Genomic DNA, 16,722 nt, shown 5'->3' with positions numbered 1-16,722 from the left:
CGCCCGAAGCGACGCCTCGCGTTGCACACGTGTGCAATGCGAAGGCCGACCAGCCACCACGTCGATCGAGAGAGACCACATGACCCTGCTGAGCCGCCTGCGCGCGCTGTCTGCCGCCGTTGCGCTGTCCGTTGCCGCCTCGCACGCCTTCGCGGCGGATCTCGTCATCGCGGGCCGCGACGACATCTATGGCAAGGGGCTCGCCGACGCCGTCGCCGGCTTCATCAAGCTGCATCCGGGCACCGACATCGAGCTGCTCAAGCTGCCGAACGCGAACCTGTACCAGAAGCTGAAACTGTCGATGCGCGAAGGCACCGGCACGTACGACCTCGTGATGATGGACGATACGTGGGCGCCCGAATTCATCGGCAACGGCTGGCTGAAGCCGCTGCCGGCCTCGCTCGCGGACGCCGATCTGGTGCCGTCGGCGCTCGCGCTCGGCCGCAACGCGGCGGGCGCGTTGTACGCGCTGCCGATCGTCGGCAACGTCGAGATGTTCGCGTACCGGAAGGATCTGCTTGCCAAATACAAGCTGCAGCCGCCGCGCAACTGGGACGACGTGCTGAAGATCGCGCAGACCGTCGGCGGCGCGGACAAGAGCGTGTCGGGCGTCGTGTTCCGCGGCACCAAGGGCAACCCGGTCGTGACGGGCTTCCTGCCGATCCTGTGGGCGTATGGCGGTGACGTGTTCGACCGTGCCGGCAACGTGACGATCGATTCGCGCGAGTCGCAGGCCGCGCTGAAGACCTTTCTCGCGCTGAAGGCTGCCGCGCCGAAGGACGTCGACGTGTACGGCGCCGCCGAAGTGCGCGATGCGCTGCAGCGCGGCACGGCCGCGCAGTCGATCGAGGTGTGGCCGGCGTGGATTCCGGCGCTCGACGATCCGAAGCAGTCGCGCGTGGTCGGGCAGATCGCGCTGCAGCCGCCGCCGGGGCAGACGGCGGGCCCTGCGCCGATGCTCGGCATCTGGCAGATGGGCATTCCGAAGGATGCGCCGCACGCGAAGCTCGCGCAGGACTTCCTGGCCTACCTGAGTTCGCGCGACACGCAAACGCGCCTCGCCGGGATCGGCATTCCGCCGACGCGCCGCAGCGTGTTCGCCGATCCGGCCCTGGTGCGCCAGTACCGCTGGTATCCCGATCAGCTGAAGGCGCTCGAGGCCGGCCGTGCGCGTCCGCGCGTGAAGGACTGGCAGCAGGTCGAGAGCATTCTCGGCGACCAGCTGCAGCTCGCGCTGACCGGGCAGGCCGCGCCCGACGCCGCGCTGCGCCAGGCGCAACAGAAGATCGCGCAGGCGATGGCCGCGGCCGGCAAGTGACGGCCAGCCGCCACGTATCGTCCGGAATCCGCGCATGAAAGCCTTCGGCCGTAGCCTGCCGTTCGTCGCGTTGCTCGGGCCGGCGCTCCTGGTGCTGGCCGCGCTCGCGCTGTACCCCGTCGCGCAGGTACTGATCGACTCGTTCTGCCGGGTCGACTACACGGCAGGCCGTCGCGCATTCGCGGGGCTCGCGAACTATCGCGCGGTGCTCGGCGACGACGCATTCGCGGCCGGCTTCGGCAACACGCTGCGCTTCACGATCGCAGCGTCGCTCGTCGAAGTCGCGCTCGGCTTCGGGCTCGCGCTGCTGTTCGTGCGCGCGTTTCCGGGGCGGCGCATCGCGTTGCCGCTCGCGATCCTGCCGATGATGCTGTCCACGCTCGTGTGCTCGGCGATCTGGCGCAACTGGCTGAATTTCGACGGCTTCCTCAACGCGCTGCTCGCCGCATTCGGCGTCGAAGGCGTGCGCTGGCTGTCCGATCCGCATCTCGCGCTGTGGTCGCTCGCGCTCGTCGACGTGTGGCAATGGACGCCGATGGCGTTCCTGATCGTGCTGGCCGGGCTGCAATCCATTCCGCAGGAACTGTACGAAGCCGCGCGCACCGACGGCGCGAGCGAGTGGCAGTGCCTGCGCGACGTCACGCTGCCGCTCGCGGCGCCGCAGATCGGCCTCGCGCTGCTGCTGCGCTCGATCGATACGTTCAAGCTGTTCGACAAGGTCTATGCGCTGACGGGCGGCGGCCCCGGCAACGCGACGCAGACGCTGTCGACCTACATCTACGACACGGGCTTCCGCTTCTTCAACGTCGGGCCGGCGAGTGCCGCGTCGGTGCTGATGCTCGCGGCGTCCGCGCTGCTCGTTTCGGGGTACGTATGGCAGACGGTTCGCAAGCGGCGCGCATGACGGCGCGATCCACAGGCTTCGCGCACGCGCGGGCCGGCGCTGCATTCGGCCGCGCGGTGCCGTGGATTCTGCGCGTCGCCGCACTCGCGCTGTTGCTGCTGCCGTGTCTGTGGATGGCCGGCGCGGCGTTCATGCCGACGCTCGAACGCCTCGATCACCCATTGCGGATCGTGCCGGCCGCGCCGACGCTCGAGCATTTCGCGTCGGTGTGGTCGAACGGCATCGGCGCGCCGCTCGCCAATTCGCTCGTGGTCGGGTTCGGCACGACGCTGCTTGCGCTGACGCTCGCATTTCCGGCCGCGTATGCGCTCGTGCGGCTGCGGTTTCCGGCGCGGCTGGACGTGTTATTCCTGATGCTCGTGCTCGCATTGAAGCTGATGCCGCCGATCACGATCGCGGTGCCGCTGTTCGCGCTCGCGAAGCGGCTGCATCTGCTCGATTCGACACTCGGGCTGATGCTCGCTTACCAGATCTACGCGTTGCCGATGGCGATCTGGATGCTGCTCGCGTTCGTGCGCGACGTGCCGATCGAATACGAGGAGGCCGCGTGCATCGACGGGGCGGGGCTCGCGCGGCGGCTCGTACAGATCGTGCTGCCCCTGTGCGCGCCAGGATTGATCGCGACCGCGATCTTCGTGTTCATCGCCGCGTGGAACGAGTTCCTGATTGCGTTGCTGTTCGTGTCGACGCCGAGCCGCTTCACGCTGCCGCTCGCGATTGCCGGCTACGTGACGGAGAACGGCATCGACTGGGGCGACCTGATGAGCGCGGGGTTGCTGGCGTCGTTGCCGACGCTTGCCGTCGCCGGCTACGTGCAGCGCTACCTGCTGCGCGGCTTCGCAGGCGGGCTCAAGTGACGCGGCGCGTTACGCGCAGCTGTGCCGGACCACGTGCGTAACCGGCACGACGCGCATGCGCGATGCGCCGTCGAACGTCTGGATCCGGTCGGCGAGCAGATCGACGGCCGCATGCGCGAGGCCGTGCGTGTCCTGGCGCAGCGTCGTGAGCCGATAGGCGTCGTATTCGGCGGCGGGGATGTCGTCGAAGCCGATCACGCGCAGCTCGTCGGGCACGCGCAAGCCGAATGTGCCGCGGGCGGCGTCGATCACGCCGAGTGCGAGCAGGTCGGACGAGCAGAACACGCCGTCCGGGCGCTCGCCGGACGCGAACAATTGCCGTGCGGCGTCGATGCCGCACGCATGCGTGTCGGAGCGCGTATCGATCATGCGGGCGAGCGTCGCATCGAACGCGTCGCCGCGTTGCAGTGCCTGCTCGAACGCGTCCGACCGGGCGCGCGCGCTGTAGCTCGCGCTACGCGGCCCGACGAACGCGAGCCGGCGCGCGCCGGCGCGCACGAGTCGTTGCGCGGCGTGGGCCGCGCCCGCCGCGTTGTCGCTGATGACGACATCCGCGCCCGGCAGGTTCGCTTCGCGATTGATCATCACGACGGGAATCCGATGATCGAGATACTGCCGCGCGACCGACAGCGGCGGCGACGCGGACGTCATCACGAGGCCCGCGATCCGGTAGCTGAGCAGGCGTTCGAGCGATTGCCGGACCTGGTGCGGATCGTCCGCATTGGTGACGAGCGGCGTGAACGCCCGCTGACCGAGCACCGCCATCAGGTCGGCCAGCAGCCGCGCGCGGAACGGATTCTCGAACCCGGCCGTCACGACACCGATCATGCTGCTGCGCTGCGTGATCATGTCGCGCGCGATCAGGTTGACCTGATAGCCCAGCGCACGCGCGGCCACCATCACGCGCTCGCGTGTTTCGGGTGCGATGCTCGCCGTCGGCGAGAACGCGCGCGACACCGCGGAGCGCGACACGCCGGCCCGCACGGCGACATCCGATGCGGTCACCCACGTTTTTCTTTCCTTGTCAGTCATCGATTCATGATTCCTTCGCGACACGAAGCTTCCACGCCGCTGGCCGACTGGATGTCGGCGCTCGACGACGCGCGGCCGTTGCATACGCTGACCCTACCGGGCAGCCATGACACCTGTGCGTATACGGTCGACGATCCGCTCGTGCGCACGCAGCGCGCGCCGCTCGCCGAGCAGCTCGCGCACGGTGTGCGGCTGCTCGACATCCGCTGCCGGCACCGATGCGATGCGTTCGATATCCATCACGGCGGCATCGCGCTCGGCATGTCGTTCGACGACGTGCTCGCGGACTGCACGCGTTTTCTCGATGCGCATCCGCGCGAGTGCATCGTGATGTCGGTGAAGGACGAATGGCCCGCGCACGCGTGCACGCGCAGCTTCGACGCGACGTTCGATGCGCATCGGGCGCGGCACCCGCGGTTGCGCTGGCATGCGGGCGGCGCGCTGCCGGCGCTCGGCGACGTGCGCGGCGCGGTGGTGTTGTTGCGGCGATTCCGCAGCAGCCGGCCGCTGGGCATCGACCTGACCGCGTGGCCCGACAACGCGACGTTCACGATCGATCATCCGGATGCGGCGTTCGTGATCCAGGACGAATACCGCGTGCCCGTTGCCGGGTCGATCCACTACAAGTGGCGCGTGATCGATGCGCTGCTGACCGGCATGCCGTCACCGGACAGCGGCCGCTGGGCGATCAATTTCAGCAGCGGTACGGGAATGGGCGCGAATCCGTCGGTGGTCGCGCGCGGCGACGGCAGGGTGCAGGGCATTCACGCGCGGCTCGCGCAACGGTTGCGCGCGCAACGTGGCTCGTATGGCGCGATGCTGCTCGACTTCTGCGACGACGATGACTGGGCGCTGGTGCGCGCGCTGATCGAGTGCAACGATCACGTGCCCGAGGCGGGTAACGGGCGTCGGCTGGCCGGGTGCGGGTGAAGACGGGAAGGGCAGCCGCGTGGTGGAGGTCGCACGATCGGAATCCTGCGTGTTGATGTCGACGCGCGGCCTGCCTGCGTCAGCCTCTGCGCGGTGCGTGCCCGGATTCCCGCTTCCCGTGAAGATCGGCACGTTGCCGAATGTGTGACGAGCGGTCCATGTTGCGAATCGAGGCCGGTGGATAAGGTTGAGCCGTCCGTGGCAGGCGCGGTTCGATCGAGTCCGTCGCGGATGTCCGGACGTTCCCCGACTCGGCGGGCGGCGGCCGGCACCGTGTGCCCGGCATCGCGCCGGCCCATGAACGTCGTCGTGGAAAGCGGCACGGCTTTGCCGCGAACGGTCCACGACGCAGGACTGCAAGGAGAGAGGTCATGGCAACGCTCGTCAACATCACGAAGGACACCCCGAACGCGGTGCAGATCTGGGGCTTTCACGGCCCGTGCAACGTCAGGGACGTCGCAGCGGCATTGAACACCATCGCGTCCGGATTGAGCGGTGACGGTCACACGATTCACATCATGTCGGGAACGCACGGCTATTGCGCGGGGCAGGTCGGTGCCGTCGCCACGCGCGAGCAGCGCTTCGCGGCGGAAGACCGCGCGCTGGCTTCGCCGAAGACGAAGGACAACAAGCCGGTCGCGCTCGCGGTACACGACTTCAATACCGCGAAGCTGCCCGCGCCGGATTACGTGACGGCGGCGATGGCGAAGCTGAACGGCGACATGCGCGCGATCGTCCAGGGCGACCCCGGCACCGCGACGTTCCTGCTCGCGTATTGCTGCAGCGCCGGGACACCGTAACGCGCCGTGATGCGCCGACGGGCGGGCGTGGCGGTCCGCCCGGTCTCATAACGACGAGGACGTCGTGCGGATGCGCGTGCGCACGTGTCGGGTTGCGGAAAGGCAAGCCCACAACCCGCAAAGGCGACTCGGGAGTGGCAATCAGGCCATTGCCGAAATGAGCCGATACAGTGCGCGCGCTGCCGCGACGGAGACACGGGGTCGAATGCTTCTACTCAGCACGATGCGTGGGCAATGGGCCGTGCCATATCGCCTCGGCCTCGAAAACGCGCTGGCGGGCGACACAGTTACAAGATTGTCATTGACTCTGCGGCCGTCGGCACGTTAGTGTTCGCTCCGAAGTTCCAAGAAGTCCGATTGTTGCTCATCAATTTCTCGCTCCCCCCGGCGGTATTCGTTGTCCTTTCCCTCCTTGACGCTTCATGCGCTCTTCAACAGAGCAAACTTCGTATTTCTAACTCAAGGATTCATCATGGATACCGGTATCGTTAAGTGGTTCAACGACAGCAAAGGTTTTGGCTTCATCGCTCCGGACAACGGTGGCGATGATCTTTTCGCGCACTTCTCCGAAATCCGGGCTGACGGCTTCAAGACGCTCGCTGAAAATCAAAAGGTGAGCTTCGAAACGAAGCAAGGCCCGAAGGGCCTGCAAGCGGCCAACATCAAGCCTCTGTAAGTTTGAAGCGCCCGGGCATCCGCGACGGATGCCGGGCTGCAGCGACACGCTCCCGGAGCGTTGTCTGCGCAAGTCGGCGCGATCGCTTTAGCTGCATAAGCTAGTTCTGCAGCTTTCCGCGCGCCGCATACCTCGCTCACGTCACTCCCCGCTCTGCCAGCGGTGTCTCTTCTGCGTTCCCCGACTGCTTCGGATTCAGCTCGCAATGGCTTTGGACCGGTGCACCTTTCGCAGGCACGTGCGCACACGACGATCATTAAAATTAAAATGCAACACAAACGAATTCAACAGTACAACGGCTATGCCGTCCAACCCTCGGCACATCGATTGCCGGACGGTAGTTTTTCATCCAACTTGCTGATCGAACGCACTGGCAGCCCAGGCGATGAGCGCCGCTATCAGTTCTATTCGCTCGACTATTTCACGAGTGAAAAGCAGGCGTTGCAGCACTCGGCTCGCTGGGCACGTCACTGGGTCGATACGCGCGGTTAAGGGCAACATCCGGTCGCTTCATGGAAGTCGACGCGCCTCGGCCATTATCGCCCGGCAGCCAGGCTGATCGCGAAGACGATTCTTCTTTTGGAGAACGACCGATCCGTCCGCTGCATTTTGCTGACGAGGACCATCGACGCCGTTCGACGCTGCTGCGCCGCAGCCCACTTCGCGTCGGAACAACGGAAGCGGCTGTAGACCTTGCCCTTCGGTTTCTTTGCCGTGGTGGATTACCGCGTGGCGATGACCACGGCGGCGCCCGCCATTGCGGCGGCGCTCGTGCGGTTCGCGATCTTGATCGCGCGCCGCGTGAGGATGAATTTACGTACGCGCGTTGCGACGAACGCCCACGCGCAATCGGCGGTGATCAGCACGGCCAGCATCGTACCGACGAGCTCGGCCCAGCCAATCACATTGACGTGCGTGAGGTCGACGATGGTGGGCAGCAGCGCAAGGTAGAAGAGAACGATCTTCGGATTCCCAAGGGTCACTAACGCGCCGGCCATGAACATGCGCCAACCGGAGCGGCCGCGCGGAATATCCTCTGTCGGCGAATCGGCCGGAGCGGCCCACATCCTCCATGCGAGGAACAACAGGTAGGCGGCACCGGCGAGCTTCAGGATGAAGAATCCGGCCGCGAACGTATGCGCGACGACGGCGAGGCCAGCAACCGCGCACGTCAGCCACAGCGCCTCGCCGATCCACATCGCGGCGAGGAACGGCAGCACGTCGCGCACGCCGTTCGTCAGCACGCGCGCGACGAGCGCGGCGACGCTCGGGCCGGGCGTGCCGGCGGTGACGAGCAGGGCGAGGGCGAACACGGCGAGCGCGGACAGCGACATGGCAAACCTCGTGGGCAGGGCGTTCGAAACGTATGAAGTTTCGATTATAGTGACGGCCGTTCCTGCTTGTCTGCCTCGTCGTGATGACAGTATCGATCCGGATTCGTCCCGCCACGCGGGAAGACGCGGCCGCGATGGCCGCCGTGGAAGTGGCCGCCGCCCAGCGCTTTCGCGACATCGGCATGCCCGATATCGCCGACGGCGAGCCGACCGATGCGGCCGACGTGCGGATGCGCATCGACGACGGTCGCGCGTATGTCGCGACGGACGAAGCGGGGACGTGCGTGGGCTTTGCGTTCTACCGGCCGCTCGATGCGCGGCGGCTCTATCTGGAGGAGCTGGATGTCGCGCCGTCGCACGCCGGCCAGCGGATCGGCGCGCGCCTGATCGAACGGATCATGGCGCGCGCCGCGCAAGACGGCATCGCGGAGGTCGTGCTGTCGACGTTTCGCGATGCGCCGTGGAACGCGCCGTACTATGCGCGCCTCGGCTTCGACATCATCGACGACGCATCGCTCGACGACACGCTGCGCGCGATTCGCGCGCATCACGTTGCACGCGGTCTGGACGAGACGCAGCGCGTGTTCATGCGCGCGGACGTGCGCGCATGAGCGTGTGGCCGGCCGTCAGGCCGCGTCGCTGAGCGCCGGGTAGTCGGTGTAACCCGTTTCGCCCTTGGCGTAGAACGTTTCCGGCACCGGCTCGTTCAACGGCGCACCGAGCTCGAGGCGGCGCGGCAGGTCCGGGTTCGCGATGAACAGCTTGCCCCACGCGATCGCGTCGGCCTGGCCGCTCGCGAGCGTTTCCTGCGCCGATTCGAGCGTGAACTGCTCGTTCGCGATCAGCGGGCCGCCGAACGCTTCCTTCAGACGCGGGCTCAAATGGTCGCCCGAATACGATTCGCGCGTGAAGATGAACGCGATCTTGCGGCGGCCGAGTTCGCGCGCGACGTAACCGAACGTCGCGGCCGGATCGGAATCGCCCATCGTATGCGCGTCGCCGCGCGGCGCGAGATGCACGCCGACCCGGCCCGCGCCCCAGACGTCGATCGCCGCGTCGACCACCTCGAGCAGCAGGCGCGCGCGGTTCTCGATCGGGCCGCCGTATGCGTCCGTGCGGTGGTTGGTGCTGTCCTGCAGGAACTGGTCGAGCAGGTAGCCGTTCGCGCCGTGGATCTCGACACCGTCGAACCCGGCCTTCTTCGCGTTCTCGGCACCGTTGCGGTACGCGGCGACAATGCCCGGAATTTCATCGAGTTCGAGCGCGCGCGGGGTCACGTACGGGCGCGGCGGGCGCACCAGGCTCACGTGACCGCCCGCGGCGATCGCGCTCGGCGCGACCGGCAGGTCCCCGTTCAGGAACATCGGATCCGAAATCCGGCCGACGTGCCAGAGCTGCAGCACGATGCGGCCGCCGGCCGCGTGCACGGCCTGCGTCACGCGCTTCCAGCCTTCCACCTGCTCGTCGGACCAGATGCCCGGCGTGTCCGCGTAGCCGACGCCTTGGGGCGTGACCGAGGTCGCTTCGGTGATGATCAGGCCGGCCGACGCGCGTTCGGCGTAATAGCGGGCCATCAGGTCGTTGGGCACGCGCGCGCTACCGGCGCGGGCACGGGTGAGCGGCGCCATCACGACGCGGTTCGGCAGGGTCAGGTCGCCGAGGGTAACGGGATCGAACAGGGTAGGCATGGCAGGTAAACCTCTTCAGAAAGGCGGGATGACCGCCGCGTCGTGCGCGGCGTGCGGCCCGCATGGCCTGGGTCAGAGTTCGCGGCGCAGGGCGTCGAGAAATGCGTCGATGACGGCCTCGTTGCGCCGGAAGAACGCCCACTGGCCGATCCGCGTCGACGTCACGAGGCCCGCGCGCTGCAACGTCGCCAGATGCGCGGAGACGGTCGACTGCGACAGCCCGCAGCGCGCGTCGATCTGCCCGGCACAGACGCCGTGGTCATACGGCAGCGTCTGCTCCGGGAAATGCGCGCCCGGCGTTTTCAGCCAGACGAGGATTTCCCGGCGCACGGGGTTCGAAAGCGCTTTCAGGATCGCGTCGATGTCGAGTTCGGTCGGCATGGAAAGGTGTGGTGTTCGGGGCGTGCTGCTGGAAAACCGGTGCGAACGGGTATCGTCGATGGGCGAATCATATATCGTAAAAATACGATATGTGTGAAGGCACTGACGCGAGTAGGGTTGTTGATCTGCTCGGGCACCGGCGCGTCACGCGCCCGCGTATTGGGCGAACAGCCAGCGGCGCATGGCCTCCAGCGCTTCCGAATGGGCGTTGGCTTGCGGAAAGACGACGTAAAACCCGAGCGACATCGGAAACGAAAAATCGAACACGCGGCGCAGCCGGCCTTCCGCGATATCGCGTTCGACGAGCGGCTCGCTGGTCAGCGCGATGCCTTGACCGGCGATGGCGGCGTCGATGGCGAGCAGCGACTGGCTGAACCGCGGCCCTTTCGTCGGATCGGTCCGCCCCGTTGCACCGAGCTTCTCGATGAATTCGGGCCACAGGTCGTGCGCGTCGTGCAACAGCGCATGCGTCGACAAGTCCGCCGGTGTGCGGATCGGCGGCGCGCCGTCGAGCAGTGCCGGGCTGGCGACCGCGAAGATGTCGAGCGGAAACAGCAACTGCGCGGACAGGCCGGCCGGGAACGGCCGCTTGCCGAGCCGGATCGCGATGTCGACGCCGTCGGCGCGGAACGACGCAAGACGTTCGTCGGCGATGACGCGAACCTCGATGTCGGGGTGCTGGCGGCCGAAGTCCGACAGGCGCGGGATCAGCCACTTCGACGCGAACGATGGCGTCGTGCTGACCGTCAGGACGCTGGGGCGCTGACCGAGGGCGTCCGTGGCATCGGCGATGATCTGCAGCGCGCGCTGGACCGACGAAAAATACTCGAGCCCTTCGCGCGTCAGCGCCAGGCCTCTGGGCAGACGCCGGAACAGTTGAATTTCCACGACGTCCTCCAGATGCCTGACCTGCTGCGCCACCGCGCCCTGGGTCACGCCGAGTTCGTCGGCGGCCAGCCGGAAATTGAGGTGGCGCGCGGCGGCCTCGAACGCGCGAAGCGCATTGAGCGGCGGGAACCGGCGGGTACGCGACAGAGCCTTCATGCAGTAGAAAAACTATAGGGTATGTGGAGAAATCATCGTTCGACAACGCGATTATAGAGTCCTACAGTGGCGCTTCAGGACGAAGATCGCGGCATTGAGCCGACCTATCCGGGAGAACAGCATGACTGTAGAGAAAGTGGCATTGGTGACGGCGGCCGGCAAGGGCATGGGCGCCGCGATCGCGCGGGATCTGGCGAGCAGCGGTTATCGCGTCGCGCTGATGTCGCCGTCCGGCAGCGCGACGGAGCTTGCCGGGGAACTCGGCGGCTTCGGCATGGCGGGCTCCGTCACCGAAGACGCCGACATCGAGCGCTTCGTGAGCGGCACGCTCGCGAAGTACGGCCGCATCGATGCGGTCGTCAACAACACCGGGCATCCGCCGAAGGGCGATCTGCTCGCAATCGAGGATGACAACTGGCACGCGGGGCTCGACCTGATCGTGCTCAACGTCGTTCGCGTGCTGCGCCGGGTGACGCCCGTCTTCCTGAAGCAGGGCGGCGGCGCGGTGGTCAACATCTCGAGCTTCGCGGCCGACGCACCCGAGCAGGCGATGCCGGTGTCGTCCGCGCTGCGCGCGGCGCTGAGTTCCGTCACGCGCCTGTACGCCGAGCGGTATGCGAAGGACAACATCCGCATCAACTCGGTGCTGCCCGGCTTCATCGACAGCTGGCCGGAGACGCCCGAGATCGTCGGGCGCATTCCGGTCGCCCGCTTCGGCAGGACGCAGGAGATCGCGCAGACGGTGACGTTCCTGCTGTCGGAAGGCGCCGGCTACATCACCGGGCAGAACATTCGGGTCGACGGCGGGATCGTGCGCGCACTGTAAGCGCAACGCGCGGCACGGCGGCCGCGGCGTCAGTTGTGCCGCTCGCCGATCCGGTTTTCTTCCGGACTCCAGACGCTGAGCCCTTCCGTCGGATCCATCGGCAGATCCCAGGGCCGCGCGGCGATCGCCTGCATCGTCGCGTCGAACCCGGCCTGCCGGCGGGCCGCGATACCGGCGGGTGTGAAATCGATGTCCTTCCACTGATCGTCGCCGTCGAGTCGCGGTGCCGCGAGCTTGATCACGTGCATCGTCGTCTGGCAGCCCCACGCGGCGAGCGCTTTCACATCGGCCGTCGTGCGTTCCGCCTCCGGCAGCCGCATGACCAGTTCGCGGATCACGTGGCGCAGCCGGTGAATCTGCTGCTGCCGCGCGATGTTGCTGTCCGTGCGGCTTGCGTACTGAATGTCCTTCTGCCGCTCCGACACCTGCCAGATGCTTTGCGGCTCCGGCCCGACCGGGTTCCACATCTGCACCGAGAAGATGATCGAGCTGCGACGCGGTGCGTCGTCCAGCACGACCTCGACGGGCGTATTCGAATAGATGCCGCCGTCCCAGTAGGGCGTGCCGTCGACCCGCACGGCCGGGAACGCGGGCGGCAGCGCGCCGGAACTCATCACATGCTCGATGCCGAGCGGCCGGTCGCGCGAATCGAAATAGCGCATCGTGCCCGTGCACGCATTGACCGCGCCGACGGTCAGCCGTGGCCGGCCCGCGTTCAGGAGGTCGAGGTCGACGAGCGACGCAAGCGTGTCGCGCAGCGGCTCGACCACGTAGTAAGACGCGCGCTCGACGCCGACTCGCGCAAGCGGCCCGAGCCACGCGGCGGGATTCGGCCGGAAGAATCCCGGCAGGCCCGCGCCGATGACGGCCAGTTCCGAGCCGATCTTGTCCCAGCTCGTCGGCAAGCCCGGCAGGTTCACGGCGGGCCGTTCGGTGACGTGGCGCCAGAATTCGCCCATCCGTTGCGCGCGATGGGCGGGCGCGTTGCCGGCGATCAGCGCCGCGTTGATCGCGCCGATCGACGTGCCGATGACCCAGTCGGGCTGGATGCCCGCCGCGTCCATCGCCTCGAATACGCCGAGCTGGTACGCGCCGAGTGCGCCGCCGCCCTGGAGCACGAGCACAACCTGGCCCGGCAGCGCCGGATGTGCGGGTTGACTTGCCGTCATCGCTTGCCTCGTGGTCGGTGACGGCCGGCGGGCGCCGGCCGGATGCAACCAGTGTAGGCGATGGTCGGGCGGCGTCCGCGCGGCTGGACGTTCGCGGGCCTTGCGGCGCGCCGCGTCATTCCACGGTGATGGTCTCCTTCATGTATGGATGAATCCCGCAGAACACCTTGTACACCCCGGGCTTGTCGAAACGGAACGAGTAGGTCTCGTCCTGGTCGAGCGCTTTCGAATGGAAGATGCCCGCGTCGTTGACGACGGTGTGCGGCTCCGCGTCGAGATTTTTCCACGTGACCGTCGTGCCGGCCTTGATCGTGGTCGACATCGGCGAAAACATGAAATTGCGGATCGTCACGAGCGGGCCGGCCGGGCTCTGCGCGAATGCGGCCGGCGGCGTGCCGGCAGCGGCCGCGCACAGGGTCAGCGCGGCCGCCAGCGTCGACGGTTTCAGGAAGGTCATGTCGGTCTCCTTGCGTATGAGTATCAGGCGAGGGATCAGGCGAGCGTCGTGTCGTGCAGCGACGCGGCGACGGGATGGCCGGCGAAGTCGACGGTCGTCACGCCGAGCATCGCGGGCAGCCGGTCGTGCGGCACCGTGAGCGGCACAGGGCCCGGGCCGTTGCCGGCGGTCGGCTGCGGGAACGCGGTAGAGCGCGCGGTGTGGAACGTCACGTTGCCCTCGACCTTCGACACGATCTGGTGGATGTGCCCGTTCAGCACGGTGACCGAGCCGAAGCGGCGCAGCAGCGCCATCGTCTGCGGCGCGTCGCCGGTGCCCCAGCCCCAGGGTTCGTAGATGGTCCACATCGGCATGTGCGAGAACACGACGATCGGCGTGCTCGACGATTGCCCCTTCAGGTCCTGCGCGAGCCACGCGAGTTGTTCGTCGCCGAAGCTGCCGAGACCGTTGGGCTTGAAATGCATCACGTTGACGAGCGCGACGAAATGCACGCCCGCGTGATCGAAGCTGTAGTAGCCGCGGTTGTCGGACGCCTTGCCGAACCGGCTGAAATATTCGGCGCCGGAGCCGTCGGTCACGTCGTGCTCGCCGGGCACCGTATGCTGCTCGGACACGCGCAACGCGGACAGCAGTTGCGACGCGTGGTCGAATTCCTCCGCCTTGGACAGATGCGTGATGTCGCCGGTATGGATCGCGAGCGCGGGCGCGGCCGGCATTGCGTTGACCAGATCGATCGTTTGCCGCAGCGTGGCCGCGACATCGGGATTCGCGTCCTTGTTGAAGCCGATGTGCGTGTCGCTGACCTGCACGAACAGCGGCCGGCCCGCGTTCGCGGGGAGTGCGGCGCCGCTTTGCGCGAGCGCGAGATCGAACGGCGTGAGGATGCCGCCCGACAGCGTAAACAGCGTGCCGAGGCCGCCGAACGCCATGCATTGCAGGGCCTTGCGGCGCGACGGGCGGGTGGGAGTCGATGAAGACATGTGAGCCTCGCATTCGTATGACGGAACCGGACGGCCGGATCGTCCTGGAAGTAGCCGGCGCCTTCACGTGCCATACCGATGCGGCGACGTGTTTATTCCCGCTTTCGTGCGAGGCCGGACGCGGCCGTTCGCGTCTTGCGCAGCGATGGCGGATCGCTCGCGGATGACCTGTCAATGTCCTGTAAGTGACACGTCACGTTTGCGTCATGTGCGCCCGATAGCCTGCGACACCGAATCACCTCTCCGGAGCCCCTCATGCCGAATCTCGCGGCAACGGAAATCAGTCGTGCGGGTTGTCGAAGCACGCGCACCCTCAGCCTCGCGCTGTTCTTTCCGATCGTTGCCAGCGGCATCGTCCACGTCGGCGCCCAGTCGAGCGTGGATCACGGTCCGGTCCGGGCCAGCCTGATCCTGCCGTTCGTGCTGCTCGTCGTCGCGCCGTGGGCGGCACGGTACCGGGCGTTCCACAAGATGTTCTGAGCCGCGCCGGCCGATGCCATACGCGGTCGCGCAGTGCGCGGCCGATCCCATCGATTTTCAATTCGACCAAGACGCTACCGATGGATATCAGTTTCTTCGATCCGAATCGCACCGCCAACGCGTCCGCGTGGCGCGTGCTGCCCAACCGCTGGGATGCGGTCGCGTTTCCGCTGATCATCGGCATACTCGCGATGGCGGTCGTCGGCTTCCACGAGACGATGGCGCCGATCGCCACGCTGCAGACGCAGAAGATCTCGCTCGATCCGTCGAACCTGCCCGAATACGCGTTGCGCACCACGTTGCGGATGCTCGCCGCGATGGTCGCGTCGCTCGCATTCACGCTCGTCTACGGCACGCTCGCCGCGAAAAGCCGCCGCGCGGGCATGGTGCTGATCCCGATCCTCGACATCCTGCAGTCGGTGCCGGTGCTCGGCTATATCTCGTTTACGGTCACGTTCTTCCTCGCGCTGTTCCCGGGCCGCGTGCTCGGTGCCGAACTCGCGGCGATCTTCGCGATCTTCACGAGCCAGGCGTGGAACATGACGTTCAGCTTCTACCAGTCGCTGCGCACGGTGCCGCGCGACCTGAGCGAGGTGTCGCGCGGCTTTCACCTGACGTCGTGGCAGCGCTTCTGGAAGCTCGAGGTGCCGTTCTCGATGCCGGGGCTGATCTGGAACATGATGATGTCGATGTCGGGCGGCTGGTTCTTCGTCGTTGCGTCGGAGGCCATTACCGTCGGCAACCAGACCATCACGCTGCCGGGGATCGGCGCGTATCTCGCGCAGGCGATTGCCGACAAGAACCTCGGCGCGGTGGGCTGGGTGATCGTCGCGATGTCGGTCGTGATTCTTGCGTACGATCAGTTCCTGTTCCGTCCGCTCGTCGCATGGGCCGACAAGTTCCGGATGGAGAACACCGCGTCGGGCGACGCGCCGCAATCCTGGCTGCTCGACATGCTGCGTCGCACGCACCTGATCCATCAGCTGCTCGTGCCGGCCGGCTGGCTGCTGTCGCAGGCCGCGCGGATTCCGCTGCGCGTGCCGTCGTTCGGCGGTGTCGGCGCCCGCGGCGCATCGGGCCGTGGCCCGTCGCGCGTCGGCGACATCGTCTGGGGCGCGTTCGTGATCCTGCTGACCGCATACGTCGCGTGGCGTGTCGTCAGCTTCGTCGCAACCGGCGTGACGATGAGCGAGGTCGGCCACGTGCTCACGCTCGGGCTGATCACGCTGCTGCGCGTGATCGTGCTGATCGCGATCGCATCGGTGGTCTGGGTGCCGCTCGGCGTGCTGATCGGGCTGCGCCCCGCGCTGGCCGAAAAGATCCAGCCGCTCGCGCAGTTCCTCGCCGCATTCCCGGCGAACCTGCTGTTCCCGGTGTTCGTGATCGCGATCGTTCACTTCCATCTGAATGCGGACATCTGGCTGTCGCCGCTGATCGTGCTCGGCACGCAGTGGTACATCCTGTTCAACGTGATCGCCGGCGCGATGTCCTACCCGAACGACTACAAGGAAGCGACGAAGAATTTTCGCATTCGCGGCTGGCAGTGGTGGCGGCAGGCGATGCTGCCGGGCATCTTCCCGTATTACGTGACCGGTGCGATCACCGCGTCGGGCGGCGCGTGGAACGCGAGCATCGTGTCCGAGTTCGTGCAGTGGGGCGACACGAAGGTCGTCGCGCACGGTCTAGGCTCGTATATCGCACAGATGACCGCCGCCGGCGACTTTCCGAAGATCATCCTGGGCATCGCCGTGATGTCCCTGTTCGTCACCTTGTTCAACCGTCTGCTGTGGCGTCCGATGTACGCCTATGCGGAATCCCGGCTCCGTCTCGATTGAGAGTAAGCGCG

Annotated in this window: 19 protein-coding genes; 11 read left to right on the top strand and 8 right to left on the bottom strand. The window is 66.9% G+C overall.

The features are described from left to right. The first annotated feature begins 79 nt into the window (after positions 1-79). The 3 genes from WS51_RS07230 to WS51_RS07220 are packed head-to-tail and all read left to right on the top strand — an operon-like array spanning position 80 to position 3,079. Positions 80-1,318, top strand: coding sequence for an ABC transporter substrate-binding protein (locus WS51_RS07230; protein WP_059792903.1), 1,239 nt, complete (start codon positions 80-82; stop codon positions 1,316-1,318). 34 nt (positions 1,319-1,352) lie between these two features. Then, positions 1,353-2,222, top strand: coding sequence for a carbohydrate ABC transporter permease (locus tag WS51_RS07225; protein ID WP_059544013.1), 870 nt, complete (start codon positions 1,353-1,355; stop codon positions 2,220-2,222). Then, positions 2,219-3,079, top strand: a complete 861-nt coding sequence (locus WS51_RS07220; RefSeq protein ID WP_059506778.1) for a carbohydrate ABC transporter permease — start codon at positions 2,219-2,221, stop codon at positions 3,077-3,079. The genes WS51_RS07225 and WS51_RS07220 overlap by 4 nt, the downstream gene beginning before the upstream one ends. Before the next feature lie 9 nt (positions 3,080-3,088). Here the strand turns inward: WS51_RS07220 and WS51_RS07215 are convergent, their stop codons facing one another. Beyond that, positions 3,089-4,111 (bottom strand): LacI family DNA-binding transcriptional regulator, encoded by a 1,023-nt coding sequence (locus WS51_RS07215; protein WP_059867951.1) that lies wholly within the window; start codon positions 4,109-4,111, stop codon positions 3,089-3,091. 6 nt (positions 4,112-4,117) lie between these two features. On the opposite strand from WS51_RS07215, the gene WS51_RS07210 reads away from it, so the two are divergent. The 4 genes from WS51_RS07210 to WS51_RS07195 all read left to right on the top strand — a co-directional run bounded on the left by WS51_RS07210 (position 4,118) and on the right by WS51_RS07195 (position 7,009). After that, positions 4,118-5,041: a phosphatidylinositol-specific phospholipase C gene (locus WS51_RS07210; protein ID WP_155628442.1), complete on the top strand. Its 924-nt coding sequence runs from the start codon at positions 4,118-4,120 to the stop codon at positions 5,039-5,041. 371 nt (positions 5,042-5,412) lie between these two features. Beyond that, positions 5,413-5,841 carry a hypothetical protein gene (locus WS51_RS07205; protein ID WP_059769300.1) on the top strand — a complete coding sequence of 143 codons (429 nt, stop codon included), beginning with the start codon at positions 5,413-5,415 and terminating at the stop codon, positions 5,839-5,841. Positions 5,842-6,313: 472 nt separating this feature from the next. Then, on the top strand, positions 6,314-6,517 hold the full coding sequence (locus tag WS51_RS07200) for a cold-shock protein (protein WP_059449591.1): 204 nt from the start codon (positions 6,314-6,316) through the stop codon (positions 6,515-6,517). Between the two features lie 267 nt (positions 6,518-6,784). Beyond that, the gene (locus WS51_RS07195) at positions 6,785-7,009 is read left to right on the top strand and encodes a hypothetical protein (RefSeq protein ID WP_059943300.1); all 225 of its coding nucleotides are present in this window, start codon (positions 6,785-6,787) and stop codon (positions 7,007-7,009) included. A gap of 230 nt (positions 7,010-7,239) precedes the next feature. On the opposite strand, the gene WS51_RS07190 is transcribed toward WS51_RS07195, so the two are convergent. Next, positions 7,240-7,851: a LysE family translocator gene (locus tag WS51_RS07190; protein WP_059769302.1), complete on the bottom strand. Its 612-nt coding sequence runs from the start codon at positions 7,849-7,851 to the stop codon at positions 7,240-7,242. A gap of 83 nt (positions 7,852-7,934) precedes the next feature. On the opposite strand from WS51_RS07190, the gene WS51_RS07185 reads away from it, so the two are divergent. Then, positions 7,935-8,462 (top strand): GNAT family N-acetyltransferase, encoded by a 528-nt coding sequence (locus tag WS51_RS07185; RefSeq protein WP_059506755.1) that lies wholly within the window; start codon positions 7,935-7,937, stop codon positions 8,460-8,462. 15 nt (positions 8,463-8,477) lie between these two features. Here the strand turns inward: WS51_RS07185 and WS51_RS07180 are convergent, their stop codons facing one another. The 3 genes from WS51_RS07180 to gcvA all read right to left on the bottom strand — a co-directional run bounded on the left by WS51_RS07180 (position 8,478) and on the right by gcvA (position 10,964). Then, positions 8,478-9,539, bottom strand: a complete 1,062-nt coding sequence (locus WS51_RS07180; protein ID WP_059506756.1) for an alkene reductase — start codon at positions 9,537-9,539, stop codon at positions 8,478-8,480. Positions 9,540-9,611: 72 nt separating this feature from the next. Continuing rightward, positions 9,612-9,920, bottom strand: coding sequence for an ArsR/SmtB family transcription factor (locus tag WS51_RS07175; RefSeq protein ID WP_059449595.1), 309 nt, complete (start codon positions 9,918-9,920; stop codon positions 9,612-9,614). A gap of 144 nt (positions 9,921-10,064) precedes the next feature. After that, positions 10,065-10,964 (bottom strand): transcriptional regulator GcvA, encoded by a 900-nt coding sequence (gene gcvA, locus WS51_RS07170; RefSeq protein WP_069228862.1) that lies wholly within the window; start codon positions 10,962-10,964, stop codon positions 10,065-10,067. A 121-nt stretch (positions 10,965-11,085) separates the two neighbouring features. On the opposite strand from gcvA, the gene WS51_RS07165 reads away from it, so the two are divergent. Next, a complete protein-coding gene (locus WS51_RS07165) occupies positions 11,086-11,790 on the top strand; it encodes an SDR family oxidoreductase (protein WP_069228861.1) in 705 nt (234 codons plus the stop codon). Between the two features lie 29 nt (positions 11,791-11,819). Here WS51_RS07165 and WS51_RS07160 read toward each other — a convergent pair whose 3' ends face one another. The 3 genes from WS51_RS07160 to WS51_RS07150 all read right to left on the bottom strand — a co-directional run bounded on the left by WS51_RS07160 (position 11,820) and on the right by WS51_RS07150 (position 14,396). Next, positions 11,820-12,959 (bottom strand): patatin-like phospholipase family protein, encoded by a 1,140-nt coding sequence (locus WS51_RS07160; RefSeq protein ID WP_059449598.1) that lies wholly within the window; start codon positions 12,957-12,959, stop codon positions 11,820-11,822. A gap of 115 nt (positions 12,960-13,074) precedes the next feature. Further along, positions 13,075-13,416 (bottom strand): cupredoxin domain-containing protein, encoded by a 342-nt coding sequence (locus WS51_RS07155; RefSeq protein WP_059449599.1) that lies wholly within the window; start codon positions 13,414-13,416, stop codon positions 13,075-13,077. 35 nt (positions 13,417-13,451) lie between these two features. Continuing rightward, a complete protein-coding gene (locus tag WS51_RS07150; RefSeq protein ID WP_069228860.1) occupies positions 13,452-14,396 on the bottom strand; it encodes a metallophosphoesterase family protein in 945 nt (314 codons plus the stop codon). A gap of 255 nt (positions 14,397-14,651) precedes the next feature. Here WS51_RS07150 and WS51_RS07145 point away from each other — a divergent pair, with 255 nt between their 5' ends. Both WS51_RS07145 and WS51_RS07140 read left to right on the top strand, forming a co-directional pair. Then, on the top strand, positions 14,652-14,876 hold the full coding sequence (locus WS51_RS07145) for a hypothetical protein (RefSeq protein WP_059867949.1): 225 nt from the start codon (positions 14,652-14,654) through the stop codon (positions 14,874-14,876). Between the two features lie 80 nt (positions 14,877-14,956). Then, on the top strand, positions 14,957-16,711 hold the full coding sequence (locus tag WS51_RS07140; RefSeq protein WP_059506760.1) for an ABC transporter permease: 1,755 nt from the start codon (positions 14,957-14,959) through the stop codon (positions 16,709-16,711). The last annotated feature ends 11 nt before the right edge of the window (positions 16,712-16,722 follow it).

The sequence above is a fragment of the Burkholderia territorii genome, from assembly GCF_001718335.1.
Lineage (GTDB): Bacteria > Pseudomonadota > Gammaproteobacteria > Burkholderiales > Burkholderiaceae > Burkholderia > Burkholderia territorii.
This window is presented reverse-complemented; position numbering and strand designations above follow the sequence as displayed.

Coding starts and splice junctions, on each gene's coding strand:
- WS51_RS07230 (WP_059792903.1), top strand. CDS start 80: ATGACCCTGCTGAGCCGCCTGCGCGCGCTGTCTGCCGCCGTTGCGCTG.
- WS51_RS07225 (WP_059544013.1), top strand. CDS start 1,353: ATGAAAGCCTTCGGCCGTAGCCTGCCGTTCGTCGCGTTGCTCGGGCCG.
- WS51_RS07220 (WP_059506778.1), top strand. CDS start 2,219: ATGACGGCGCGATCCACAGGCTTCGCGCACGCGCGGGCCGGCGCTGCA.
- WS51_RS07215 (WP_059867951.1), bottom strand. CDS start 4,111: ATGACTGACAAGGAAAGAAAAACGTGGGTGACCGCATCGGATGTCGCC.
- WS51_RS07210 (WP_155628442.1), top strand. CDS start 4,118: ATGATTCCTTCGCGACACGAAGCTTCCACGCCGCTGGCCGACTGGATG.
- WS51_RS07205 (WP_059769300.1), top strand. CDS start 5,413: ATGGCAACGCTCGTCAACATCACGAAGGACACCCCGAACGCGGTGCAG.
- WS51_RS07200 (WP_059449591.1), top strand. CDS start 6,314: ATGGATACCGGTATCGTTAAGTGGTTCAACGACAGCAAAGGTTTTGGC.
- WS51_RS07195 (WP_059943300.1), top strand. CDS start 6,785: ATGCAACACAAACGAATTCAACAGTACAACGGCTATGCCGTCCAACCC.
- WS51_RS07190 (WP_059769302.1), bottom strand. CDS start 7,851: ATGTCGCTGTCCGCGCTCGCCGTGTTCGCCCTCGCCCTGCTCGTCACC.
- WS51_RS07185 (WP_059506755.1), top strand. CDS start 7,935: ATGACAGTATCGATCCGGATTCGTCCCGCCACGCGGGAAGACGCGGCC.
- WS51_RS07180 (WP_059506756.1), bottom strand. CDS start 9,539: ATGCCTACCCTGTTCGATCCCGTTACCCTCGGCGACCTGACCCTGCCG.
- WS51_RS07175 (WP_059449595.1), bottom strand. CDS start 9,920: ATGCCGACCGAACTCGACATCGACGCGATCCTGAAAGCGCTTTCGAAC.
- gcvA (WP_069228862.1), bottom strand. CDS start 10,964: ATGAAGGCTCTGTCGCGTACCCGCCGGTTCCCGCCGCTCAATGCGCTT.
- WS51_RS07165 (WP_069228861.1), top strand. CDS start 11,086: ATGACTGTAGAGAAAGTGGCATTGGTGACGGCGGCCGGCAAGGGCATG.
- WS51_RS07160 (WP_059449598.1), bottom strand. CDS start 12,959: ATGACGGCAAGTCAACCCGCACATCCGGCGCTGCCGGGCCAGGTTGTG.
- WS51_RS07155 (WP_059449599.1), bottom strand. CDS start 13,416: ATGACCTTCCTGAAACCGTCGACGCTGGCGGCCGCGCTGACCCTGTGC.
- WS51_RS07150 (WP_069228860.1), bottom strand. CDS start 14,396: ATGTCTTCATCGACTCCCACCCGCCCGTCGCGCCGCAAGGCCCTGCAA.
- WS51_RS07145 (WP_059867949.1), top strand. CDS start 14,652: ATGCCGAATCTCGCGGCAACGGAAATCAGTCGTGCGGGTTGTCGAAGC.
- WS51_RS07140 (WP_059506760.1), top strand. CDS start 14,957: ATGGATATCAGTTTCTTCGATCCGAATCGCACCGCCAACGCGTCCGCG.